The organism is Dyella japonica (assembly GCF_040545895.1).
GTDB classification, from domain to species: Bacteria; Pseudomonadota; Gammaproteobacteria; order Xanthomonadales; family Rhodanobacteraceae; genus Dyella; species Dyella japonica_D.
Genome location: NZ_JBEPMU010000003.1, coordinates 317,866 through 340,003 on the forward strand (window position 1 = coordinate 317,866; position 22,138 = coordinate 340,003).

At 65.0% G+C, this 22,138-nt stretch carries 21 protein-coding genes; 9 read left to right on the plus strand and 12 right to left on the minus strand.

All coding sequences use genetic code 11. The annotated features are described in order from the left end of the window. Nucleotides 1-55: 55 nt before the first annotated feature. Entirely contained in the window at nucleotides 56-889 is an 834-nt protein-coding gene (locus ABIC75_RS11690) for an NAD-dependent epimerase/dehydratase family protein (RefSeq protein WP_354014029.1), read from the minus strand. Between the two features lie 58 nt (nucleotides 890-947). On the opposite strand from ABIC75_RS11690, the gene ABIC75_RS11695 reads away from it, so the two are divergent. The 6 genes from ABIC75_RS11695 to ABIC75_RS11720 all read left to right on the plus strand — a co-directional run bounded on the left by ABIC75_RS11695 (nucleotide 948) and on the right by ABIC75_RS11720 (nucleotide 8,066). Beyond that, entirely contained in the window at nucleotides 948-1,475 is a 528-nt protein-coding gene (locus ABIC75_RS11695; protein ID WP_354014030.1) for a shikimate kinase, read from the plus strand. Between the two features lie 4 nt (nucleotides 1,476-1,479). Then, entirely contained in the window at nucleotides 1,480-2,589 is a 1,110-nt protein-coding gene (gene aroB / locus ABIC75_RS11700; RefSeq protein ID WP_354014031.1) for a 3-dehydroquinate synthase, read from the plus strand. Nucleotides 2,590-2,687: 98 nt separating this feature from the next. After that, nucleotides 2,688-2,945 carry a WGR domain-containing protein gene (locus ABIC75_RS11705; RefSeq protein WP_354014032.1) on the plus strand — a complete coding sequence of 86 codons (258 nt, stop codon included), beginning with the start codon at nucleotides 2,688-2,690 and terminating at the stop codon, nucleotides 2,943-2,945. 101 nt (nucleotides 2,946-3,046) lie between these two features. Continuing rightward, nucleotides 3,047-4,108: a uroporphyrinogen decarboxylase gene (hemE, locus tag ABIC75_RS11710; RefSeq protein WP_354014033.1), complete on the plus strand. Its 1,062-nt coding sequence runs from the start codon at nucleotides 3,047-3,049 to the stop codon at nucleotides 4,106-4,108. A 25-nt stretch (nucleotides 4,109-4,133) separates the two neighbouring features. Beyond that, nucleotides 4,134-4,961, plus strand: coding sequence for a DUF4328 domain-containing protein (locus ABIC75_RS11715; protein ID WP_354014034.1), 828 nt, complete (start codon nucleotides 4,134-4,136; stop codon nucleotides 4,959-4,961). Nucleotides 4,962-5,237: 276 nt separating this feature from the next. After that, nucleotides 5,238-8,066, plus strand: a complete 2,829-nt coding sequence (locus tag ABIC75_RS11720; protein WP_354014035.1) for a valine--tRNA ligase — start codon at nucleotides 5,238-5,240, stop codon at nucleotides 8,064-8,066. A 91-nt stretch (nucleotides 8,067-8,157) separates the two neighbouring features. On the opposite strand, the gene ABIC75_RS11725 is transcribed toward ABIC75_RS11720, so the two are convergent. The 10 genes from ABIC75_RS11725 to pssA all read right to left on the minus strand — a co-directional run bounded on the left by ABIC75_RS11725 (nucleotide 8,158) and on the right by pssA (nucleotide 17,640). Continuing rightward, complete coding sequence (locus ABIC75_RS11725; protein WP_354014036.1) at nucleotides 8,158-9,504, minus strand: DUF58 domain-containing protein; 1,347 nt, start codon at nucleotides 9,502-9,504, stop codon at nucleotides 8,158-8,160. Between the two features lie 19 nt (nucleotides 9,505-9,523). Continuing rightward, nucleotides 9,524-10,513, minus strand: coding sequence for an AAA family ATPase (locus tag ABIC75_RS11730; protein WP_436407911.1), 990 nt, complete (start codon nucleotides 10,511-10,513; stop codon nucleotides 9,524-9,526). A gap of 39 nt (nucleotides 10,514-10,552) precedes the next feature. Continuing rightward, complete coding sequence (locus ABIC75_RS11735; RefSeq protein ID WP_354014037.1) at nucleotides 10,553-11,698, minus strand: DUF4350 domain-containing protein; 1,146 nt, start codon at nucleotides 11,696-11,698, stop codon at nucleotides 10,553-10,555. Further along, nucleotides 11,695-13,197, minus strand: a complete 1,503-nt coding sequence (locus ABIC75_RS11740) for a DUF4129 domain-containing protein (protein ID WP_354014038.1) — start codon at nucleotides 13,195-13,197, stop codon at nucleotides 11,695-11,697. Before ABIC75_RS11740 ends, ABIC75_RS11735 begins: the two co-directional genes overlap by 4 nt. 62 nt (nucleotides 13,198-13,259) lie before the next feature. Beyond that, nucleotides 13,260-14,285: a stage II sporulation protein M gene (locus ABIC75_RS11745; RefSeq protein ID WP_354014039.1), complete on the minus strand. Its 1,026-nt coding sequence runs from the start codon at nucleotides 14,283-14,285 to the stop codon at nucleotides 13,260-13,262. Nucleotides 14,286-14,308: 23 nt separating this feature from the next. Next, nucleotides 14,309-14,992 (minus strand): RDD family protein, encoded by a 684-nt coding sequence (locus tag ABIC75_RS11750; protein WP_354014040.1) that lies wholly within the window; start codon nucleotides 14,990-14,992, stop codon nucleotides 14,309-14,311. Next, complete coding sequence (locus tag ABIC75_RS11755; RefSeq protein ID WP_354014041.1) at nucleotides 14,992-15,519, minus strand: RDD family protein; 528 nt, start codon at nucleotides 15,517-15,519, stop codon at nucleotides 14,992-14,994. Before ABIC75_RS11755 ends, ABIC75_RS11750 begins: the two co-directional genes overlap by 1 nt. 390 nt (nucleotides 15,520-15,909) lie before the next feature. Next, on the minus strand, nucleotides 15,910-16,383 hold the full coding sequence (gene rimI / locus ABIC75_RS11760; RefSeq protein WP_354014042.1) for a ribosomal protein S18-alanine N-acetyltransferase: 474 nt from the start codon (nucleotides 16,381-16,383) through the stop codon (nucleotides 15,910-15,912). A 7-nt stretch (nucleotides 16,384-16,390) separates the two neighbouring features. Further along, nucleotides 16,391-16,870 carry a hypothetical protein gene (locus tag ABIC75_RS11765; protein WP_354014043.1) on the minus strand — a complete coding sequence of 160 codons (480 nt, stop codon included), beginning with the start codon at nucleotides 16,868-16,870 and terminating at the stop codon, nucleotides 16,391-16,393. After that, nucleotides 16,870-17,640: a CDP-diacylglycerol--serine O-phosphatidyltransferase gene (gene pssA, locus ABIC75_RS11770; RefSeq protein WP_354014044.1), complete on the minus strand. Its 771-nt coding sequence runs from the start codon at nucleotides 17,638-17,640 to the stop codon at nucleotides 16,870-16,872. Before pssA ends, ABIC75_RS11765 begins: the two co-directional genes overlap by 1 nt. 191 nt (nucleotides 17,641-17,831) lie before the next feature. On the opposite strand from pssA, the gene ABIC75_RS11775 reads away from it, so the two are divergent. The 3 genes from ABIC75_RS11775 to ABIC75_RS11785 all read left to right on the plus strand — a co-directional run bounded on the left by ABIC75_RS11775 (nucleotide 17,832) and on the right by ABIC75_RS11785 (nucleotide 20,625). After that, the gene (locus ABIC75_RS11775; protein WP_354014045.1) at nucleotides 17,832-18,260 is read left to right on the plus strand and encodes a DUF4124 domain-containing protein; all 429 of its coding nucleotides are present in this window, start codon (nucleotides 17,832-17,834) and stop codon (nucleotides 18,258-18,260) included. Nucleotides 18,261-18,347: 87 nt separating this feature from the next. After that, nucleotides 18,348-20,045, plus strand: coding sequence for a proline--tRNA ligase (locus ABIC75_RS11780; RefSeq protein ID WP_354014046.1), 1,698 nt, complete (start codon nucleotides 18,348-18,350; stop codon nucleotides 20,043-20,045). 253 nt (nucleotides 20,046-20,298) lie between these two features. Continuing rightward, nucleotides 20,299-20,625: an H-NS histone family protein gene (locus tag ABIC75_RS11785; RefSeq protein WP_354014047.1), complete on the plus strand. Its 327-nt coding sequence runs from the start codon at nucleotides 20,299-20,301 to the stop codon at nucleotides 20,623-20,625. Between the two features lie 68 nt (nucleotides 20,626-20,693). Here ABIC75_RS11785 and ABIC75_RS11790 read toward each other — a convergent pair whose 3' ends face one another. After that, the gene (locus tag ABIC75_RS11790) at nucleotides 20,694-21,968 is read right to left on the minus strand and encodes a threonine/serine ThrE exporter family protein (RefSeq protein WP_354014048.1); all 1,275 of its coding nucleotides are present in this window, start codon (nucleotides 21,966-21,968) and stop codon (nucleotides 20,694-20,696) included. Nucleotides 21,969-22,138: the final 170 nt, after the last annotated feature.

Sequence of the window (22,138 nt, forward strand, 5' to 3'; positions counted from 1 at the left end):
AGGTTGAATGTCACGGCGATGGGATCTTCATTGATCGGCACGCCTGAATCGTGGCTCAAGCCTCGCCGTCCAGCAACGCGGCGTAGCCTTCGCGCGCATCGGGCCATTGCGGCACGAAGCCGCTGGCACGCAAGCGCGCGTTGCTCAGGCGCTTGCTGCCGACGCCGGGCGGGGCATCGCCTTCGGCAGGCAATGGCGCGTGCACGCGTCGCGCGAGATCGTCATAAAGAACGTCAAGCGGCAACGGCGTGTCGTCAACACCAAGATAGAGCGGCGACACGTCCGGCAGGAACAGCAAGTGCACGATGGCTGCTGCCGCGTCGTCCACGTGGATACGGTTGGCCCAGTGCACGTTCTTGCGTGGCACGCGCACCACCCCGCTGCGCAGGCGCTCGATCAGCTGCATGCGACCGGGGCCGTAGAGACCGGCAAGCCGCAATGCCACCGACGGCGCGTTGTCGCCCGCGTAACGTTCGGCCTCCAGCAGCACGCGACCGTTGAAGCCGGGTGGTGCAGGCGCCGTGTGTTCGTCGACCCATGCGTCGCCGTGCTCGCCGTAGACGGCGCTGGAGGACACGAACAGCAGGCGCTGCAATGCCCGCGCGTCCACCGCATCCAGCACATGCCGCAGGCCGTCCACGAAGACCGCGCGATACAACGCCTCGTCGCGCGCATCGGGCGTGGGCAGGTACACGATGTGCGTGATGTTTGCGGGCAGCGATCGCAAGGTTTCGGGCCGGGTGAGGTCGCCCTGTATCCACCGGATGCCGTCATCACCTGCGGGCACGCCGCGCCGCAGCGCCCACACCTGGTCGCCACGCGCCTGGAGCAGGCGCGCCACGCGCAGCCCCACGTCGCCCGCGCCGGCAATCAATACGCGCGCACTCATGGCATGCTCTCCGGCCATTGGCACCACTGCGCGCTTTCGCGCCTGTTAGCATTTACCCATGAATCCATCGTGCAACCTGTTCATCGTCGGGCCCACCGGCGCCGGCAAGACGTCCATCGGGCGTCGGCTGGCGGACCATTATGGGCTGAGCTTCATCGATATCGACCAGGAGATCGAGCGCGTCTGCGGCGTGCCGGTGAGCACCGTGTTCGAAATCGAGGGCGAGGCGGGCTTCCGGCAACGCGAAAGCGCCTTGCTTGAGGAATCGAGCCGGCGCAGCGGCGTGGTGATGGCCACCGGCGCGGGCGCCGTGCTCGATCCGGCCAATCGCCGCCTGCTTGCCGAGCGGGGTTACGTGTTGTGGCTGCAGGCCACGCTGGAACAGCAACTGGAACGCCTGGCGCAGGATCGTCAGCGCCCGCTGCTCGCCGGCGCCGATCGCGCCGAGCGCCTGACCGCCATGGCGGAACGGCGCACCTCGCTGTACGGGGAAATCGCGGATCTCGCCATTCCCGGCGCGCACGAAACCGTACAGGCTGCCAGCGCGCGCAGCATTCTTCTGATCGACCAGCATTGGCAACGGTAGCCGCATGACCACGACCTCGCACGCCTCGCCCCGCACCATCGACGTCGCTCTCGGCGAACGCAGCTATCCGGTGTGGATCGGCCCCGGGCTGCTCAACGATCGCGCGCGCTGGCGGGCCGCCTTGCGTGGCCGACACGCGCTGGTGATCAGCAACACCACCGTGGCGCCGCTGTATCTGGAGCGTGTGGCGCATGGGCTGGACGGGCTCCAGTGGTCGTCGTTCCTGATCGACGACGGCGAAGCGCACAAGACGTTTGCCAACGTTGGCCGCGCGCTGGAAGCACTCGCGCAACTGGGTGCCACGCGCGACGCCTGCGTGGTGGCGCTGGGTGGCGGCGTGGTGGGCGATCTCGCCGGTTTCAGCGCGGCCTGTTGGATGCGCGGTATCGATTTCATCCAGATGCCGACCACGCTTCTGTCCATGGTCGATTCCTCCGTGGGCGGCAAGACGGGTGTGAACCTGCCGGCCGGCAAGAACCTGGTGGGTGCGTTCCACCAGCCGCGCGCGGTGATCGCCGATACCGATACGCTCGTCACCTTGCCTGAGCGCGAATACCGCGCCGGCCTTGCCGAAGTGGTGAAGGGCGCGGCGATTGGCGACCCGGCGTTCTTCGCGTGGCTGGAAGCAAATGCCGCTGCGTTGAATGCACGCGAAACCGCGCCTCTGATCGAAGCCATTGCGCGCAAGGTGCAGTACAAGGCCGGCGTGGTCGCACGCGACGAAACCGAACAGGGCGAGCGCGCCCTGCTCAATCTCGGCCATACCTTTGGCCATGCGCTGGAGACGGCGGGCAAATACAAGGTGCTGCTGCACGGCGAAGGCGTGGCGGTAGGCATGCTGTTGGCGGCCCGATTGTCCGAACGGCTGGGCATGAGCGAAGCGGCCGATACGCAGCGCCTGCGTCGCCTGCTCGATGCCATGGGCTTGCCCACGACGATTCCCGCCGGCATGGACCCCGGGCAGTTGCTCGCGCTGATGCGGCTGGACAAGAAGAACCTCGCGGGCACGCTGCGGTTGATCCTGTGGCATGGCGTGGGTCGTGCGGAAATCGTCGGCGGCGTGGACGAACACGATGTTCTTGCCGTACTTCAGGCGCATACCCGCCACACCTGACGCACGCCTGCGACCCCGTCGCGCTCGCTACCGGGCGTCTGGCCTTCTAGAATGCGAGGCTTGCGGCTCCGCTGCCCTTTTCCTCGAACCCGACATCCATGCGCCTTTACCTGCAAGCCATGACCGCCACCGCCGAGGCGCCGCGCTATGTCCAGATTGCGCTGGAGCAGGATTTGCTGGGCGGCTGGACGCTGTATCGCGAATCGGGCGTGCAAGGCGGCAAGGCCACGCTCAAGCGCGAGCAGTTCCTGGAACGCGACGACGCGCTGGCTGCATTCGAGAAAGCGCGCGACGCGCAAATCAAGCGCGGCTTCCGCGTGATGTTCAGCCAGGGCCAGGATGGCCCTTATGGGTAAGTAGTGAGTGAAGAGGAGCGAGAAGTGAGAGAAATGCCGGCCGCCTTTCGCCCTCTCTCACTTCTCACTCCTCTCCCCTCGCTTCCCCCTACGGACACCCCATGACCGAAAGAACCCTCCAGAACGACCGCTTCCTGCGCGCCCTGCGCCGCGAGGCCACCGACACCACGCCCGTATGGGTGATGCGCCAGGCCGGCCGCTATCTGCCGGAATACCGCGCCACCCGCGCCCGCGCCGGCAGCTTCATGGCGCTGGCGCAGAGCCCGGAGCTGGCCTGCGAAGTGACGCTGCAGCCGCTGGAACGCTTCGATCTGGACGCGGCCATCCTGTTCTCCGACATCCTCACCATTCCCGATGCCATGGGGCTGGGCCTGAGCTTTGCCACCGGCGAGGGCCCGCAGTTCGCCCATCCCGTGCGCACCAGGGCCGACGTCGAGAAACTCGGCGTGCCCGACATGGAGAGCGAGCTGCGCTACGTGATGGACGCCGTGCGCGTGATCCGCAGGGAGCTGCACGGCCGCGTGCCGCTCATCGGCTTCTCTGGCAGCCCGTGGACGCTGGCCTGCTACATGGTGGAAGGCCAGGGCTCGCGCGACTTCGCCCGCCTGAAGGCCATGTGCTGGAGCGAGCCCGCGCTCGCCCACCAGTTGCTCGACACGCTGGCCCAATCGGTGGCGGCCTATCTGATCGCCCAGGCGTCGGCCGGTGCACAGGCGCTGATGATCTTCGACACCTGGGGCGGCCTGCTCGGCCCGGCACCGTTCCGCGAATTCTCCCTGCGCTACATGGCCCAGGTGGTCGACGCGCTGAAGGCACACCCGGCCAGCCGCGAATTGCCGGTGATCCTGTTCTCCAAGGGCGCTGGCCAGCACCTGTCCACCATGGCCGACACGGGCTGCGCCGCACTGGGCGTGGACTGGACCGTCGACCTCGCCGATGCCCGCCAGGCCGTGGGCGGCCGCGTGGCCTTGCAGGGCAACCTGGACCCGGCCATCCTGCTGGCCGACCCCGAGGTGATCCGCCGCGAGGTCCGCCGTGTGCTGGACAGCTACGGCAACCACCCTGGCCATGTGTTCAACCTGGGCCACGGGATTACCCCGGAAGTGAATCCGGAGCACGTGAAGGTGCTGGTAGACGAGGTGCACGCTTACGGGAAGCGCTAGTCAACGAGGAACAGGGGAGCAAGGAATGGCACGGGTAACCGATACAAACGAAGAGAACCTCTACCGGGCTCCGCAGAGTTCGGTCGCAAAAACGGATAGTGGGAAGACCGACTACGTCTATCGCTCGCCACGGCGGTTGGCCAATGTGGTTCGAGGCATGATCATCGGCCTGATCGTGCTCACGCTGGGCCTGGTGGTTGCACAGGGCAATCAATGGCACGTACTGCAACAGATGGCCGACAAGGCATTCGCATCGCGTGAGGAGATGCTGGCAGCGGCCACGCAAAGCGACCGCATCGTGGCCTTGCTGGCCGGCCTGTTCGGCATTCTGCTGCTGGCAACGTATATCCCTGCAGGCATGTGGATCTACCGCGCCGCATGCAATGCACGCGCCCTTGGCGCGCAAGGCCTGGACGACTCGCCCGGCCTGGCGGTGGGCTCGTATGCCATTCCGTTCGTGAACCTCGTGCGGCCATTTCGCGCGATGTCGCAGATCTGGCGCGCCAGCAGCCTGCCAGGGCAATGGCAGAAGAAAACCCAAGTGCCCGCGCTGCTGCGCTGGTGGTGGGGATTCTGGCTGCTCGACAATTTTGTCGGCTACGCCAACTTCCGTACGGCCAAGTCCACCGGCAGCATCGAGTCGCTGATTCAGCAGACCCAGCTCTCCATGGCGTCGGAGCTATTGGGGATCGTCGCCAGCTGCCTCTTCCTGTCTGTTGTCTTGGGCCTCACCCGCCTGCAGGAACGCCAGCACGCCAACCCGGAGCCGGCATCCACCGAGCGCGACGGCATGGACCTGTCCTGGCTGGATACCGCCCCCGCCATGACAGCCGGGCCCAAAGTCGGCGCCTGATCTGCGGCTCAACACGCAAGACGAACGGCTGAACACGCGTTGGCCGCCCGCGATCCGGGCGGCCGCGCTGCTGGCTGGCGCGGCCGCCCCTCGCCAAACGGCCACCTAAAGCGCAGCCGGAAAATCCGGCTGCCATAGCTTGCTGGAATAGCGGGGAAAAGGGCCTCACGGGCCCTGAGCGGCCGAAAAATGGCACCCCAGCGCCCCCGCCCGTACAATCGACCCTTTACCGTCAATCCCCACGCGCCCACCCCGGCGCGCACACGCGAGCCCCCGATGGACAAGAGTTTCGAACCCGGCCAGATCGAATCGAAGTGGTATGCCGCCTGGGAAGCCAGCGGCGACTTCAAGCCGTCCGGCCAGGGCGAGCCCTACTGCATCCTGCTGCCGCCGCCGAACGTCACCGGCACCCTGCACATGGGCCATGCGTTCCAGCAGACCGTGATGGACATGCTGATCCGCTACCAGCGCATGCGTGGCATGAACACGCTGTGGCAGGTGGGCACGGATCACGCCGGCATCGCCACGCAGAAGATCGTGGAGAACCAGCTCGCCGTTGAAAACAAGACGCGCCACGACCTGGGCCGAGAAGCGTTCGTCGAACGCGTGTGGCAGTGGAAGGAAGAGTCCGGCTCCACCATCACCAACCAGATGCGCCGCATCGGCGCTGCTGCGGATTGGTCGCGCGAACGCTTCACCATGGACGAGGGTCTGTCGGCCGCCGTGCGCAAGGTGTTCGTGGAGTGGTTCCGCGCCGGCCTGATCTACCGCGGCAATCGCCTGGTGAACTGGGATCCGCTGCTGGGCACGGCCGTCTCCGATCTGGAAGTGAACAACGTGGAGCGCGACGGCCATATGTGGTCGATCCGCTACCCCACCGCCGACGGCAAGGACAGCGTCGTGGTGGCCACCACGCGTCCGGAAACCATGCTGGGCGACGTCGCCGTGGCGGTGAATCCGGAAGACGAGCGCTACACGCACCTCATCGGCACCACGCTGCGCCTGCCGCTGAGCGGCCGCGAGATTCCGGTGATCGCCGACGACTACGTCGATCGCGAATTCGGCACCGGCTGCGTGAAGATCACGCCCGCGCACGACTTCAACGATTACGCCATCGGCCAGCGCCACCACCTCGCGCCGATCAACATCTTCACGCTGGACGCGAAGGTCAACGAGAACGCGCCCGAGAAATACCGCGGCATGGATCGCTACGAAGCACGCAAAGCCGTGCTCGCCGATCTGGAAGCCGAAGGCCTGCTCGTCGAAACCAAGGCGCACAAGCTGCAGGTGCCGGTGAGCCAGCGTTCGGATGCGGTGATCGAGCCGATGCTCACCGACCAGTGGTTCCTCGACCTGACTAGCGACGCGCAGCCAGATGGACGTCCAGGTGGCCGCAAGGAAATCACCGAACCCGCGCTCGACGCCGTGCGCTCGGGCGAAGTGAAGTTCGTGCCGGAAAACTGGAGCACCACGTACACCCAATGGCTGGACAACATCCAGGACTGGTGCATCAGCCGCCAGCTGTGGTGGGGCCACCGCATCCCGGCGTGGTATGACGAAGCGGGCAACATCTTCGTGGGCGAAGACGAAGCCGACGCACGTGCGCACGCCACCACCGCGCCCGTCGGCGCGCTGCGCCAGGACGACGACGTGCTCGACACGTGGTTCTCCTCCGCGCTGTGGCCGTTCTCCACGCTGGGCTGGCCGATGGACGGCCCGGTGAAGGACGAGCACGGCAACGTCGTCGCCAACTGGGAACACGACAACGTGTTCCTGCCCAGCGCCGTGCTGGTCACGGGCTTCGACATCATCTTCTTCTGGGTCGCGCGCATGGTGATGGCGACCAAGTACTTCACCGGTCGCGTGCCGTTCAAGCACGTCTACATCAACGCCATCGTGCGTGATGCGGAAGGCCAGAAGATGTCCAAGTCCAAGGGCAATACGCTCGATCCGCTGGACCTGATCGACGGCATCGAGCTGGAACCGCTGGTGGCCAAGTCCACCAAATCGCTGCTGATTCCGCAGGTGCGCGAGAAGGTCGAAAAGCGCATCCGCAAGGATTACCCGAGCGGCATTCCCGCTATCGGCACCGACGCGCTGCGCTTCACCTTTGCTGCGCTCGCCAGCTATAGCCGCACGATCAACTTCGACATCAAGCGTGCCGAAGGCTACAAGGCGTTCTGCAACAAGCTGTGGAACGCCGCGCGCTTCGTGCTGATGAATCTGCCCGAAGGCGAGTTGTCCGCACCCGCGAACGGCCCGGCGACGGAAGCGGAGCGCTGGATTCTCACGCGCCTCAAGCAGACGCTCACCGACGTCGAGCAGCACTTCGCCAGCTACCGCTTCGACCTGCTCGCGCAGGCGTTGTACGAGTTCACCTGGAACGAGTTCTGCGACTGGTTCCTGGAGCTTTCGAAGCCGGCGCTCAATGGCGATGACGCCACCGCCGCGGCATCCACGCGCCACACGCTGGTCGTGGTGCTCGAAACCATCCTGCGCGCGCTACATCCCATCGTGCCGTTCATCAGTGAAGAGATCTGGCATTCGGTCGCACCGAAGCTCGCATTGAGCGAGAAGTATTTGCTGGAGCGTCCGTGGCCGAAGGCCGAGGACATCGTCGCCGATGATGCCGCCACCGCTGAAATCGAATGGTTCAAGAATGTGCTGAGCGGCATCCGTCGCATCCGTGCGGAAATGAACATCGCACCGGGCAAGACCATTCCGCTGCTGCTCGCCGACGGCGATGCGGGCGATCGTGCCCGCACGGCCAAGTTCGCTGCGCAGATCAGCTTCCTCGCTCGCGTGGATGCGCCGCAATGGATCGAGTCGGGCGCTGATGAACCCGCCGCTGCCGCGGCCGTGGTGGGTTCGATGCGCGTGCTGATTCCGCTTGCTGGCCTGATCGATCTGGGCGCGGAGAAAACACGCTTGTCCAAGGAAATCTCGCGCATCGAAGGCGAGATCAAGAAGTGCGAAGGCAAGCTGGGCAATGCCAACTTCGTCGCCAATGCGCCGGCGGAAGTCGTTGCGCAGGAGCGCCAGCGCATCGCCGACTGGGGCGTGCAGTTGACGGCCCTGCGTGAGCAGGCCCAGAAGCTGGGTTGACCCGGCTGCTGTAACGCCCAACGCGAACGTATAGCCCTCCCTCTCATCCACGTCGATGAGAGGGAGGAGCAGCTCGCATGCCACGCTCCGTTTACAGCAACCCGTCGCGTTTTACGGACAGATACTTTTCCACCAGCGATCCGGCCAGCTGGTCGCACATCACGTCCAGCACCATCACGCCGTGGCTGCGCAACGCCTCGTGCGCCGCGCGACGTTGTTCCAGATATTGCGCAATGGAGCCCGCGCGAATCGCGGTGCCCATGTCGTCCACCGGCTGCGACAGCGCACTGTCCAGGGCGGACTCGCGCAGGCTCGCCACGCAAACCAGATGCCGCTTGCGCAGCATGTCGACGGCCGCGAGCAGGTCGTCCATGTCCTCGTCGCGCAGATTGGTCACCAGCATCACCAGCGCCCGGCGCCGCTGACGCAGGAACACTTCCGTCGCCGCCGCCAGGAAATCCGTGGCTACCGGTTGCGGCTGCAATCCATAACTCGCGCGCAACAGTTCGTCGATCGCCGTGACGCCGCGGCGCGGGGGAACCCATGCCCCTGCCCCGCCACTGGCAAGCAAGCCCACGGCATCGCCTTGGCGCAAGGCCAGATATGCCACTACCAGCGCCGCATCGAGCACATGGTCGAAATGAGCCAGCTCGCCTTCGCGCGCCATCAGGCGGCGCCCGGTATCGAGCATCAGGATGAGCTGCTGATTCTTTTCGTCCTGGTATTCGCGCGAGATAAGGCGGCGCACGCGCGAGCTCGCTTTCCAGTCGATCTGTCGCAGGCTGTCGCCCACCCGATACTCGCGCATCTGGTGGAAATCGGTACCTTCGCCACGCCGCCGCTTGACGTGCGCACCGACGATGCGCGACGCCTGATCGGCGCTGAACATGGCGAACTTGGCCAGCGGAGCGAAATTGGGAAAGACGCGCACGACCTGTGCCGCACCACTCGTGCGCCGTTGCCGCCACAGTCGCCAGGGCGAGTGCAGACGCACATGCGCGCCATCAAAAGCGAAGTCGCCGCGCTCTTTCGCGCAGAGGTGGTAATCGAACGAAACCACCTCGCCGCGTTCGAGTCGCAGCTGCCGGGGCAGGCCGCGCATGCTCCAGCCACCCGGATGCAGATCGAACACGTCCACGCGCTGACGCCGCATGCTGCTTTGCAGACTCAAACGTACCGGGCGCTCCACGCCGATCGGCCAGGTATCCGCCAGTTCGCGTTGGACATCCGGCGTCGCGCTTCGCATCAGGCGCGCACCATCCAGCATCAGCACCGCAAGCAGGCAACCGCCTCCTGCCAGCCAGACATCCGCCGGGAGCACGTCCAGCGCCACGACGAATCCCAGCGCCGCCCATGGCACCAGCAGCGCCAGCGCCCACGATGAGGGGCGCGGCAGGCTTCGCTGGCGCGGCGATGCGGGATGGGCGCGGGCGTTCACTGATCAAGCCTCGGGAGCATCACTTGCGGGGCGCTTCCACTTTCGCCAGCAGTGCATGCAACACGGCGTCGGTGGTCTGTCCTTCGATTTGCAGCTCCGGTGCGAGCGCAATGCGATGGCGCAGGGCCGGCTTGGCGATTTCGCGCACGTCGTCCGGCGTGACAAAGTCGCGGCCCGCCAATACCGCCTGCGCACGTGCGGCGCGCACCAGTGCAAGGCTGCCGCGTGGCCCGGCGCCCATGGCGATGCCGGGGTGCTTGCGTGTTGCCGCCACGATGCGCACGGCGTAATCGATCACCTCGTCGTCCATCGTCGTCTGCGCGGTGCCCAGCTGCATGGCCACGATTTCCTCCGGCCGCACGACCTGGCGGATCTGCGAGAGATCGAACTCCGACGCACTGCCCCGGCTCACCGTCGCCACCATGCGCTTCTCGTCGGCGTGCGAGGGATAGTCGATCAGCACCTTGAGCAGGAAGCGATCGAGCTGCGCTTCCGGCAGCGGATAGGTGCCCTCCTGCTCCACAGGATTCTGCGTGGCCAGCGTGAGGAACGGCGGCGGCAGCGACACGCTCTCGCCTTCGATGGTGACCTGCAGCTCCGCCATGGCTTCCAGCAACGCCGACTGGGTCTTGGCAGGCGCACGATTGATCTCGTCCGCGAGCAGCAGATTGGTGAACACCGGGCCGCGACGAATGGTGAAGGTTTCGGTTTTCGGATCCCACACCGCATGTCCGCTGATGTCGCTGGGCATCAGGTCCGGCGTGAACTGCACGCGTGCATAGCCGCAATCGAGCGCACGCGACAAGGCGCGCACCAGCAAGGTCTTGCCCAGGCCGGGCACACCTTCGATCAACACATGGCCGCCGGCCAACAACGCGATCAGGATCTGGTCGAGCACGTCGGCCTGTCCGATGAAGACCTTGCCCACCTCCTCGCGCACGGCTGCCGCACGCTCGGTCAACTCGGCACCAGTCATCGGAACAAGAGGTTGTGCGATATCAAGTTTCATAGGCGGGGCTCGTCAAGGCTCACATGAAGTCGGATGGGTTCAGCGCAGTTGATTGCGCAAACGGATCAGCAGCGCCACGCGCGTGCGGAACTGCGCGGGTTCGGGCATGGCCGTCGCCTCCAGCGCTTCCTGGATCTGACTGGCGGACTCGCCACAACGCTCGGCCAGCCATGCCGCCTGCAGGGGCGTGCCCAAGGCCGCCGTTTGCGGATCGCGCGCGCGCAGACGCACCAGGAAGGTATGGCGAACGGCGTCATACAAACGGTTCGCGTAACCGTAGCGATAGAGGTGCTGGCCGCTGGCATCGATATGCTCGAGCAGCGAACGACGCTCGATGTTCGGCGTCGGCAACAGCGGGCCAAAACGCTGCATCCGTTGCCAGAGCCAGCCCAACAACAGCAACAGCAATGGCGCCCATGCCATCCAGTATTCACGCCATAGCGTGCCCCAAAACGAAGGCATCGCCAGATCGTGAACCAGATAGACGGTGCCAGCCCCATAGTTCGGCGCCAACAATTGGCGAGCGAAGTCAGCGTTCAACGGCTGCCTGAGTGCAGCGGTGGTCAGAAACTCGAAGTCGGACACCACATCGACCGTGCCCTTGCCATCGGCGAGGCGCATATAGACGCTGCGACGGTCTCCATGATTCCCGACATCGTCCTCCCAGTTCAGCAAGGGCGTGGACTCCCCACCCCACCATGCAAAGCGTCGGCTGCCGCAGAACAGGGTCGAGGTCTCCTTGCCTGCAGCACGCAGGACCATGCATCGTCCCGCGCTACCGGCCACGATGTGCAGACGGCCGGCCAACGAGGAGTCGGTGGGCGATACAAGCGGAGCCTTCATCAGCAGGTGCCCTCCACGTTCCACCCAATCCACCAAACGCTGGACCTGGGCACCGGAAAGGCTGCTGGCGTCGTTGAACACAAGCACGGTGTCCTTGTCGCCCAACGCATGACGCTCGTCCCAAACCGGACGCGAGTCGTCCACCACCTGCACGTGATCGGCGCGCAACGTCAATTTCAATCCGTAGAGTGGATTGTTGCGTGCCTCGCCCGAACGAGGCTTGTCGACCAGGGTTTCGACGCGCTCGTAGTTGGCGCGCCACCAGACGGTAAACCCGGCCACCAAGGCCACCGCCAGCAAGGCGCCGGCCCACCCCCACCAAGGTATGCGTAGGCGCGTCATCGGGTGGCCACCATGGGGCCGACGATCGCGGCCGGCGCGCTCCACGCGAAGCGTTGCACCAACTCGACCAACAGCGATTCAAAGGCCTCGGTCGATGGAAACGTCTGCGCGTAGGCCGCGTATTGCCACATGCGCACCACGCGAGCGAAGGCGTCACGATCCTCGCTACCGGCCAGCTTGCGCGACGCGCGCAGGCATTCGGCTTCCGTGGCGCCGGGCACGAGCATGACGTGTGTTTGCGCCACCATGGTGTCGACGGTGGCGCGATAAAACAGGGCAAGCGCTTCGCGCCGGCGTCCGCCGTACCACATGCGTCGAATGGCAACGGGCACGTTGTCCGGCAACGGCACTACCTCTGGCGCTTCGCTGCGCAGAACGGCTTCGTTCTCCTTGGCCGCTTCACGCGGCAAGCCATCACGAAACCACGGCAGCCAGCGCTTGGCGGTGAGCGCCAGCGCAATCACCAGGGCGGCCAGCAATCCCCACAACAGCAGCTTGCCCGTCACGGCGACCAGGCTGCCCAAGCCTGACAGATCGGGCCCCTGATACGGCGGCATCTCGGCCTCCTTTTCAGGTGCGGGGTGGCGCGGCTTCCAACTGACGATCTTTTGCTTCGGATTCAACGTAGGGTCGGCATACGCATGCTCGGCCGCGCGCCGGAATGCGGCGCCCTCGACCTTCTGCCCGCCGAAGATCTGCTGCATGTCCGTAGGCTCGGTGGTCGTTGATTGTGTCTTGGCGTATGCACGGGCGGACGTCGGTGCGATGGCGAGACCTAGTGCCAAGAGACAGATCAACAGCGATGCCGCCTGCGCCAAGCGCGTCCGCAAGCGCCGGAACGCCAACTCGATATCCCAGGCTTCAAGCTGAGTGCGGCGATTGATGTACAGGCCGAACCCGGCGCCGACGTAGAACGGTTCGATCAGGCTCATCACCAGCCAGTAAGTCATATTGATGGTGATCAACAGCCACCACGGCGAAGCCTTCAGCACGGCACTGGCATGCTGAAACACTTCCGAGACGTAAACGTTGGGAATGAACAACAGCGCCGCACCCACCAGCCCCACTTGCAGCACGGCGCTGAACAGGCAGCACATCAGCGTCATCAGAAAACTGATGCCGTAGATCGACGAACCCACTTCCTGGCGTCGCAGACGCGCGCGCTCGGCGGTGCTGCCCTCCAGCAAGTCCACCGGAAGATACAAGGCACGCACCGGACCCAGGCGACGCACGGTCAGGTAAGACCACATCCACCGGCCGCTCCAACGCCGCTGCGCGAGCAAGGTTTGCCGGAGCGAGGGAATGTCGCCAAAGGTGGCGCGGGAGAGCACGTAGAGGGGCACGCGATCGAATAGCGGCTTCAGCCACCACATCAGCAGCCCCGCGATCCACCAGCGATGCAGCGCCCAGCCCACCCCATGGGCCAGCAGCAGCACGGGTAGCGTAAAGGCCAGCCAGGATGCCCAGATGACCTTGGCATAGCGCCGCGTCAGCGCCATGCCAAGCTCGATCGCCTCCCAGGAGGTGCGAGGCCGCAGGGTGACCGTGAGCGCGTCGATCCTCACTTTGCCACGCCCTCGCCTGCCGTTTCGTCATAGGCGTCGCCACGGCCACCGCGCCACAGCCAGAGTCCCACCGACAACCACAGCACGGCGGACACGCTGTACTTGATCCACGCCGGCATCCATCCGATGGATGACCAGAATGCCTCGATAAAGGCTGCCATCAACAACATGGCGAAGACACCTGCGCAAAGCAATGCACCACGACGTCCGCCGTCAATCAGTGCGTCCACCCGGCGGCGTTGTCCCGGAGCCATCAGATTCAATCCCAGGCGCAGCCCTGCGCCACCGGCAATGACGATGGCCGTCAGCTCGAAGGCGGAATGACCGGCGACGAAGCGCCAAAAGGGATCGCCATAACCTATCGCCTGCAGATGCCCAGCAACGCCGCCGATCATGACGCCGTTGGTAATCAGCACGATGACTGCGCCAATGCCTGCCGCCAGGCCGCTGGCAAACGTCTTGAATCCAATGCTGATGTTGTTCCAGATGTAGAACCCGAACATCGCCAGATCGGTTTCGCTGCCGCGACCCAGCGCGTGCGATGCGTCATGCGGGTCGTACATGGACTCGAATTTGTGCAGCGTCGAAGCATCGAACAAGGCGAAGGAAAGCTCCGGCCTGTATTGCATGGCGATGAAGATGGCCACCAGCGGCAGCCAGAACAAGACGGCCGACAGCACCATGCAGAATCGTTCTTCGCGAACCAGCCGCGGAAACCCGGCCAGCAGAAACATCACCAGGCGACGCCAACGCGGCGGCGCCGTGCGATACAGCAGCGTGTGACCGCGCTGCATCAATTGCTGCAGGCGCTCCACCAGGACCGGGCTATAACCGCGTCGCCGCGCCAACGCCAATTGCTGGCACAGGCGACGGTAACGTGCCGGTATATCGGTGTCGGCCAGGCCATGCCATTGGCGTCGCGTCGAGCGCGACTCTTTGGCGCTTTCCCCGCGCATGTCCAGCCAACGCTCGAAAGCGTCCCACTCTTGCTTGTACCGTTGGACGAAAAGCTCCTGCTTCATCTGCACGCGTCCCTGCGTTCGCCTTATTCGTTCCGGCCCAACAGGCTGTTGGCGAGGCCATAGAGTTGATGGACACCCGCCTCGCCGCGCAAACCCGTCAACGGTTCGGCCAGGTCAGCCAATTCCACACGTCGTGCCGGACTTTGCCTGGGCGCACGTTCGGCAAAGGCAATCAGGGCGGCTTGCTCGTGTTGACGCAGCACCACCGTCAAGGGGATCGGCGTGGCCGCGGTGGCCTCCATCAGTCCACGGGGCGGAGCATCGTGCACTACAAGGGTATTGGCCACCATGTCGCCAAGCCGACGCCCCCATGGGTCAAGCAGGCAGGACACCAGGCCCGTGGCATAGAAGATCGGGAGCATGTCCACGACGCGCAACAGATCGCGCGTGAACGCCGCTTGCCATCCCAACGGTCCGCCGTTGCTGGAGATCGCACGCAGATTCAATGCACGCTTGCCTGGCGTGCGCCCTGCCCATAGCGCTTCGAACACCACGGGATAGAACCACCACACCAGGAACAAGGCGATCAGGTAAAAACCCATGCCCGCCTTGCCGAGCACGCCGAACACCATGCCCGCCACCATCATGATGCCGATGCGTATCGCCACATCGATCAGCCAGGCCAGCGCACGCGGCACCGGCCCGGCAGGCCTCAGCTGCAGGACCACGCCTTCAGGAGTGACGACTTCTCGATAGGTGTCGAGCATCAAGCGTTCACGACAACGGTATCGGCCAAGAGGTCGTGTACGCAGCGGCGCTCTTCGCCAAAGATGAAAAGCGGGTCCGCCAGGACAAAGATCACGCCCACGAAAGGAATGCGGCCAATTAGGCCCGGCACGAACATGCGCAGCCAGAAGATGCGACCCAGGCCGGCGCGCTCGCCGTTGGAACGCACGATGCGCACCTTCATCCAACGCTTGCCCAGCGTCTGCCCCTCGCGGTTCAGCAGCACGAGGTTGTAGATGAACAGGCAAAGGAAGGCCAAACCGCCGAGAGCCATGATCGCCGCGAACATGCCCCCACTGCCCGCCGAACGCTTAAGGCCGCCCGTGACGGCAACGATGATGAAAAAGGGAATCATCACACCGACGTAAACCAGGCCGTCCAGCAATACGGCGAGGAAACGCGTTCCACGTTCCGCCTTGACGAAATCCACATCCGATGCCCGAAATCCTGGCGGCATCGAAGGTGCTGAAGGAGCCTCATACGGATTGCGTGTATTCGTATCTTCCATTGGCGCTCATCCTTGTCTGACGGAGGCCCTCTCCAAGCCGCAAGGACACCGCCCCCGCACGATGTCCAACGCCCTGCGCCCAGTCGCACAAACAGCACGCGCACGTAACGAACATGCGAGTGCGGCTTGCGCCACCGCGCCGATATGTTTCAGTCCACGATTCCCGGGAACAGCCCCCACGAGACACGGCACGGGAGGTCGATCCATATCCGGCCATGCATGCCGGCTACAGCCACCTCACCACGTCATCTCACCCCCCGTCCCAAACATAGCAGACCTGTTCGAAGGCATGCGACAGGTCACAAGGCCAGCTTGCGATGTACGGCCAAACCGAAAGCCGCCGAGGCAGCCCGGCGAACGCGGACGAGAGCTGTCAGGGGCAAGCCGAGCTCAGGGCGCCGGCAACAAATCCAGCGCCATCACGATGGCATCCTCGCGCCCATCCTTCGCCGGGTAATACTTCGGCCGCCGGCCGATCTCCTCGAATCCCATCGAGCGATACAGGCTCTGCGCCACCGGATTGGACGGCCGAACCTCGAGGAACACCCTGCCCGCTCCGTTCCAGCGCGCGATGTCGAGCAGGCGGCGGAACAGGAAACGGCCCAACCCCAGGCCACGGTGATCCGGGCCTACGCAAACGTTGAGCACATGCGCCTCGCCTGCCGCCACCGACAGCACGCCGTAACCGGCGATCACGCCTTCCACCCACATCACCCAGCAGGGATGCCCCGCCTTCAGGCAATCGCTGAAGATGCCGGCGGTCCAGGGGAAATCGTAGGAAGCGGCTTCCATCGCAGCCACCATCGGTACGTCGTCGCGACGCATGGCGCGGATTTCGGCGTGAGGACGGGCCACGGCGACCATGCGAGGGCTACTCCGCAGTAGAGGCCAATGCGCGACGCAAGCTGCGCAGCGCGTTCCATAAACGACGCTTGCCCGCGCCCGACGCGAGCACGCTCGCCGGTTCGTCGGCCAGCACGATATGCGCGCGGCTCAACGCCGCCGCCGGCAATTCGCGGCCCAGCGCATGGGCCTGCGCCTCGCCAAACACCAGATAGGCACGCGCTTCCGGCGCAGCCGGCAGTTGACCGTTGCTCACTTCGATGCGCGGCGCACGCGCCATGGCGGCGCCGCAGGCCATCAACGCGCGGCCGACCAGGTCCAGTTCGCGCGGCGAGCAGCCGGCGGGCAACACGACAATGCAATCACCGGACACCACGTTCGCCATGGCATCGACGGCAGGAACTTCGTTCATCGGCTCAACCGCAACCGCGCGACGCACCCAAGGCGTGACACCCAGCGCGCGAAGCACGCGTTCGCGGTGCGACGAGGCGTGCGCGAGTCCGGCCATCAGGCCACTCCTCGACGCCGGCGATGCGTGGCGCGTCCCCACAGGGTCATCACCGGGCCGGACAGCAGGTACAGCGTGAACACCACGAACAACACGCGGGGCGGATCGATGAAGAACGGCACCAGCACCAACACACCGATCAACACCCAGAGGAAGGGCACGCGGTCGCCCATCGGCAACGACTTGAAGCTGTAGTAGCGAAACCGGCTGACCATGAGCAACCCCACCACCACCGACATCACCATCGTGATGAACGCGACCTCGGCCCCGATCACGCCGAACTTGTCCATGCTCCATACGAAGGACATGCAGACCGCCGCGGCGGCCGGGCTGGCCAACCCCTGGAAATAGCGCTTGTCGATCACGCCCACCTGCGTATTGAACCGCGCCAGGCGCAGCGCCGCGCAGGCGGCGTAGATAAAGGCGGCGGCCCAGCCGATCTTGCCCCAGGTGGGGCCATAGTCCTTGAGCGTGGACAGCGACCAGGTATACATCACCAGCGCCGGGGCGAGGCCAAAGCTGACCAGGTCCGACAACGAGTCGTACTGCACGCCGAACTCGCTCTGGGTGTTGGTGAGGCGAGCCACGCGACCATCCATGCCGTCCAGCAAGGCCGCCACGAACACGGCGATGGCCGCGGAACTGTAATCGCCGGCGATGCTGGTCACGATCGCGTAGAAGCCCGCAAACATCGCGCCGGTCGTGAACAGGTTCGGCAGCAGATAAATGCCCCGATGGCGCGGGGGGCGGACGGGCGTACTGTCGCTCATGAATCAATCCGTGACGGAATGCGCGCAGTGTAAACCATCCTCCGCTTGAGTCCGGCTGGACGGGGTGCAAGGATGCTACGGCCTCACAGGGGGCGTAGGCCGGCTCCGCCGGCGCATCGGGCGTAGCCCGGAAAGCCCCCGGAACAGGCCCGCTTTCCTTAACAAACGCGCACGCCGCCCCGGAGCCCACCATGCGTCGACTGTTGATTGCCACCGCGCTGTTGCTCGCCGCGCCCCTGGTCGCCGCCCAGGCCTACAAGTGGACCGATGCCAACGGCACCGTGCACTACTCCGATGCACCGCCGCCACAGGGCACCAAGTACAACAAGGTCACCACCTCGGGCTCGGTCGAGCCGCTGGCGACGCCGGCACCGGCCGTTACCAGCGACGGTAGCGCCGAGGTTCCCACCAAGCCCAACACCACCCAACCGGTGGCCGACACGCCTGAAAACCGCGCCAAACTCTGCTCCAACCTCAAGAGCAACATGGAAACGCTCAAGAGCCAGGGGCCGGTGGTGATGGACGACGGCGGCCAGCAGAAGGTCATGAGCACCGACCAGCGCAAGCAGCAGCAGGCTGCCGCCCAGTCCCAGTACCAGCAGTACTGTTCGGGTTCCTGAGCGTCGGCGGCGAAGAGCGCCATGACCCGCGGGTTTGAGCGCCGCGGGCCGCTATAATCGCCCTCTTTCTCCGCCGGATCCGCTCGCATGCGCCTCAGCCAATTCCACCTGGCCACCGTCAAGGAAGTTCCTGCCGACGCCGAAATCGCCAGCCATCGCCTGATGCTGCGCACCGGCATGATCCGCAAGCTCGCCGCCGGCCTCTACACCTGGTCGCCGCTGGGCCTGCGCGTGCTGCGCAAGGTGGAAGCCGTGGTGCGCGAGGAAATGGACCGCGCCGGCGCCGTCGAGCTGCTCATGCCCACCATCCAGCCCAAGGAGCTGTGGGAAGAAAGCGGCCGCTGGGGCAAGTTCGGCCCGCAGCTGCTCAAGGTCAAGGATCGCAAGGAGCAGGAGTTCTGCTACGCGCCGACCGCCGAGGAAGTGATCACCGACTACGCGCGCAATGAGCTCAAGAGCTACAAGCAGCTGCCGGTCAACTTCTACCAGATCCAGACCAAGTTCCGCGACGAGATCCGCCCGCGCTTCGGCGTGATGCGCGCGCGCGAATTCCTGATGAAGGACTCGTACTCCTTCCATCTCACGCAGGAATCGCTGCAGCAAACCTACGACGCGATGTACCAGGCGTACTCGCGCATCTTCACGCGCCTGGGCCTGACGTTCCGCGCTGTGCAGGCGGATACCGGCGCCATCGGCGGCAACGCCAGCCATGAATTCCAGGTGCTGGCCGATTCGGGCGAAGACGCCATCGCCTTCTCCGATGCGTCCGAGTACGCCGCCAACATCGAAAAGGCCGAAGCCCTCGCGCCCACCACCGCGCGCCCGGCAGCCACGGCCGAACTCAGGCGCGTGGACACGCCCACGCAGAAAACCATCGACGACGTCGTGGCCTTCCTCAAGGTCTCGCCGCAGCAGTGCGTGAAGACCATCCTTGTGCGCGGCACCGAAGGCCTGGTCGCGCTGTGCGTGCGCGGCGATCACGAGGTCAACGAAGTGAAGGCCGGCAAGCTCGAAGGCATGCCCGGCGAATCCGTGCTCGCTACCGAGGAAGAGATCCTCGCCCTCACCGGCACCCGTCCGGGCTTCATTGGCCCGGTGGGCCTGCCGGCGGAAATCCCCGTCATTGTCGACCGCGATGCAGCCGTGCTCGCCGATTTCGTCTGTGGCGGCAACCAGGACGGCACCCACTACACCGGCGCCAACTGGGATCGCGATGCGCGCGTGACGCGCGTGGAAGACATCCGAAAGGTGGTCGAGGGCGATGCCTCGCCGGACGGCAAGGGCACGCTGCACATGGCCCGCGGCATCGAAGTGGGCCACGTGTTCCAGCTTGGCAAGAAGTACGCCGAGGCGCTGAAGGCCACCGTGCTCGATGAGAACGGCAAGGCACAGGTGATGATGATGGGCTGCTACGGCGTGGGCGTCAGCCGCATCGTGGCCGCCGCCATCGAACAGCGCCACGACGAGGCCGGCATCATCTGGCCCGAGCCCATGGCGCCCTGGCGCGTGGTCGTGTGCGTGATCAATCCCAAGAATGCCCCGGAAGTCGCCGAGGCTGCCGAATCGCTCTATCAGCAGCTGGCCGCACGCGGCATCGACACTGCGCTGGACGATCGCGGCCTGCGCCCCGGCGCCATGTTCGCGGACATGGAGTTGATCGGCATCCCGCATCGCGTGGTGGTGAGCGAGCGTGGCCTGGCCGCAGGCACGCTCGAATATCGCGCCCGCAACGAAGCCGAAGCCCGGGCCGTGACGCCGGACGAGTTGTTCTCGCTGCTCAGCTGAGGGCTGGCGAAAGAACCCGAAGAGGCGGCCGCGCAAGCGGCCGTTCTTTTGTCCAGCGCTGACATGGCCTGAAATATGGACTTTGGGCCGTATTGGCCATTATCGGGCCGTCAAACGCCAACAATTTTGTCGATTTGCCGTATTTTCGCTTTGCAACAATTCGAATCATCGGTAAAAATCAATAATCCAAAAGAGGTACTGCCTAAGTCGCAGTACTCAAAGTCAGCAGTCACACTCATCCCGGGAGTTACGCATGGCAGTTGATCTCAAGAGTCTCAACCATAACCAGCTCAATGACCTGATCAGCAAGGCGCAGAGTCGCCAGCAGGAGCTGCGCAAGGAAAAGGTCGTCAAGCTGCGTGAGAAAATCCACGCACTCATCAAGGCCGAGGGTTATTCCTTCGAAGACATCTTCGGCAACGCACGCGGCGGCAAGACCCGTCGCAGCGGCGGCACGGTGGCACCGAAGTATCGCAATCCGGCAGATCCCGAGCAGGTGTGGTCCGGCCGCGGCAAGCGTCCGCGCTGGTTCAACGATGCATTGAAGGCAGGCAAGAAGGAAAAGGATCTGGCGATCTGATCGCTTTATCCACGCAATAAAAAAACGCCGGCCCAGGGCCGGCATTTTTTTATTCGCGTCGCCGATTTTCAGAGCGAACGGCGCGGCGCAATCAATAGATCGCCAAACAGCAATCCCGCCACCAACGCGATCAGCAAGGTGATCAGCAGCATGGTGCTGTCCATGCCCAGCGTCGTATCGCGCTCCAACATATACGACACGCTGCGAAATCCCACGCTTCCAGGCACCAGCAAAATAATGCCCGGTTCACGGATGATCGCGCCCGGCCGATGCACGAAACGCGCGTAAAGATTGGCCACGCTGCTCAAGATCAATCCACCCAGGAACACGCCAAACGGCGCCGCCGGCAACTTGCCCGCCAATGCACCGCCCCAGCGCGTGGCCAGATAACCCAGCACCACCGCGGCCATCACCACCAGCCAATCGCGTCGTGCCGCGCGGAAGGAAATGGCGAAGGCGAAGGCACCCACCAGCAAGGCCGGATAATCCGTCCACGATGGCAATGGAGGCAGCGCGTAATCGCGCCCTTCGATGCCGAACGCACTGCACAGCTGCGTGGCAGCAACGGTACCGAAGGTGAGCTTGATCAGCGTGGCGATGGCGCCGCCCATGCGCGCCACGCCGGCCACCAGGTGCTGGCTGGAGATTTCGCGCACGGCCGTGGTGAGCGCCATGCCGGGCATCAATACGATCAGTCCCGCCAGGATCACCGATTTGATCGCCAGCGGCACCACGAATTGGCTGACGACAATGGCAATGGTGGTGGCGACCAGCGCGCTGATCGCTTCGCTCGCCACCGCCAGGCGCGGGCGCGTGGCCGACAGCACGGTGATGGTGCCGATGATGAGACCGATCAGCGCAGCCGTGACCAGATCCGCCCACGAGCTGTGCAACAGCAGCGCCACCACGCTGGCCGCAGCCAGTCCATAGCTGCCGATCACGCCGGCCTGCGTGCGGCGCGTATCCGGCCGCCCCAGCTCGCGCAACAGGCGAAAGCCTTCGCGCAATTCGATATCGCCCGCAATCACCTTGTCGGCGATCGCATCGGCATCGCTCAAGCGCGCGAGGTTCACATCGCCGGGCGCGAGGCGCATCACCTGCGTGACCTGCGCCACTTCGTCCTCGCCCTGGGTAAGGTCAGTGAACGAAATGATGATGGCCGTGGGGCTGGACCACACATCCGCCACCAGCCCCAACCGCTGCGCCGCACCCCAGATGGCGCCCTCAAGGCGCGGCGCCGCCGTACCGTACTGGTGCAGGCGACGGGCCAGTTCCAGCAGGAACGCGATGCGCGTGTTGAGTGGTGCGAGCGCGAGCGGGGTGAGGACGGCGGGAGGGTTCATCGCGGCGCGGTCCGCATGGCGCAGGCGGCGAGTGGTTTGGAGTGGGACATGTGCGGGGCGGCTGGCATGGTTGTAGTAGAACTGATTTGGATGGCTATGTCAGGGGGATGCGTTCAGCGATCGAGTGGTGGTTTCGCGAATGCCGGGAGCTGTGCGCGCACTTGCTGCGC

What these genes read in the sequence shown, in the direction of transcription:
- ABIC75_RS11690 (WP_354014029.1), bottom strand. Translation starts at nt 889, where the DNA reads ATGAGTGCGCGCGTATTGATTGCCGGCGCGGGCGACGTGGGGCTGCGC.
- ABIC75_RS11695 (WP_354014030.1), top strand. Translation starts at nt 948, where the DNA reads ATGAATCCATCGTGCAACCTGTTCATCGTCGGGCCCACCGGCGCCGGC.
- aroB (WP_354014031.1), top strand. Translation starts at nt 1,480, where the DNA reads ATGACCACGACCTCGCACGCCTCGCCCCGCACCATCGACGTCGCTCTC.
- ABIC75_RS11705 (WP_354014032.1), top strand. Translation starts at nt 2,688, where the DNA reads ATGCGCCTTTACCTGCAAGCCATGACCGCCACCGCCGAGGCGCCGCGC.
- hemE (WP_354014033.1), top strand. Translation starts at nt 3,047, where the DNA reads ATGACCGAAAGAACCCTCCAGAACGACCGCTTCCTGCGCGCCCTGCGC.
- ABIC75_RS11715 (WP_354014034.1), top strand. Translation starts at nt 4,134, where the DNA reads ATGGCACGGGTAACCGATACAAACGAAGAGAACCTCTACCGGGCTCCG.
- ABIC75_RS11720 (WP_354014035.1), top strand. Translation starts at nt 5,238, where the DNA reads ATGGACAAGAGTTTCGAACCCGGCCAGATCGAATCGAAGTGGTATGCC.
- ABIC75_RS11730 (WP_436407911.1), bottom strand. Translation starts at nt 10,513, where the DNA reads ATGAAACTTGATATCGCACAACCTCTTGTTCCGATGACTGGTGCCGAG.
- ABIC75_RS11735 (WP_354014037.1), bottom strand. Translation starts at nt 11,698, where the DNA reads ATGACGCGCCTACGCATACCTTGGTGGGGGTGGGCCGGCGCCTTGCTG.
- ABIC75_RS11740 (WP_354014038.1), bottom strand. Translation starts at nt 13,197, where the DNA reads ATGGCGCTGACGCGGCGCTATGCCAAGGTCATCTGGGCATCCTGGCTG.
- ABIC75_RS11745 (WP_354014039.1), bottom strand. Translation starts at nt 14,285, where the DNA reads ATGAAGCAGGAGCTTTTCGTCCAACGGTACAAGCAAGAGTGGGACGCT.
- ABIC75_RS11750 (WP_354014040.1), bottom strand. Translation starts at nt 14,992, where the DNA reads ATGCTCGACACCTATCGAGAAGTCGTCACTCCTGAAGGCGTGGTCCTG.
- ABIC75_RS11755 (WP_354014041.1), bottom strand. Translation starts at nt 15,519, where the DNA reads ATGGAAGATACGAATACACGCAATCCGTATGAGGCTCCTTCAGCACCT.
- rimI (WP_354014042.1), bottom strand. Translation starts at nt 16,383, where the DNA reads ATGGTCGCCGTGGCCCGTCCTCACGCCGAAATCCGCGCCATGCGTCGC.
- ABIC75_RS11765 (WP_354014043.1), bottom strand. Translation starts at nt 16,870, where the DNA reads ATGGCCGGACTCGCGCACGCCTCGTCGCACCGCGAACGCGTGCTTCGC.
- pssA (WP_354014044.1), bottom strand. Translation starts at nt 17,640, where the DNA reads ATGAGCGACAGTACGCCCGTCCGCCCCCCGCGCCATCGGGGCATTTAT.
- ABIC75_RS11775 (WP_354014045.1), top strand. Translation starts at nt 17,832, where the DNA reads ATGCGTCGACTGTTGATTGCCACCGCGCTGTTGCTCGCCGCGCCCCTG.
- ABIC75_RS11780 (WP_354014046.1), top strand. Translation starts at nt 18,348, where the DNA reads ATGCGCCTCAGCCAATTCCACCTGGCCACCGTCAAGGAAGTTCCTGCC.
- ABIC75_RS11785 (WP_354014047.1), top strand. Translation starts at nt 20,299, where the DNA reads ATGGCAGTTGATCTCAAGAGTCTCAACCATAACCAGCTCAATGACCTG.
- ABIC75_RS11790 (WP_354014048.1), bottom strand. Translation starts at nt 21,968, where the DNA reads ATGAACCCTCCCGCCGTCCTCACCCCGCTCGCGCTCGCACCACTCAAC.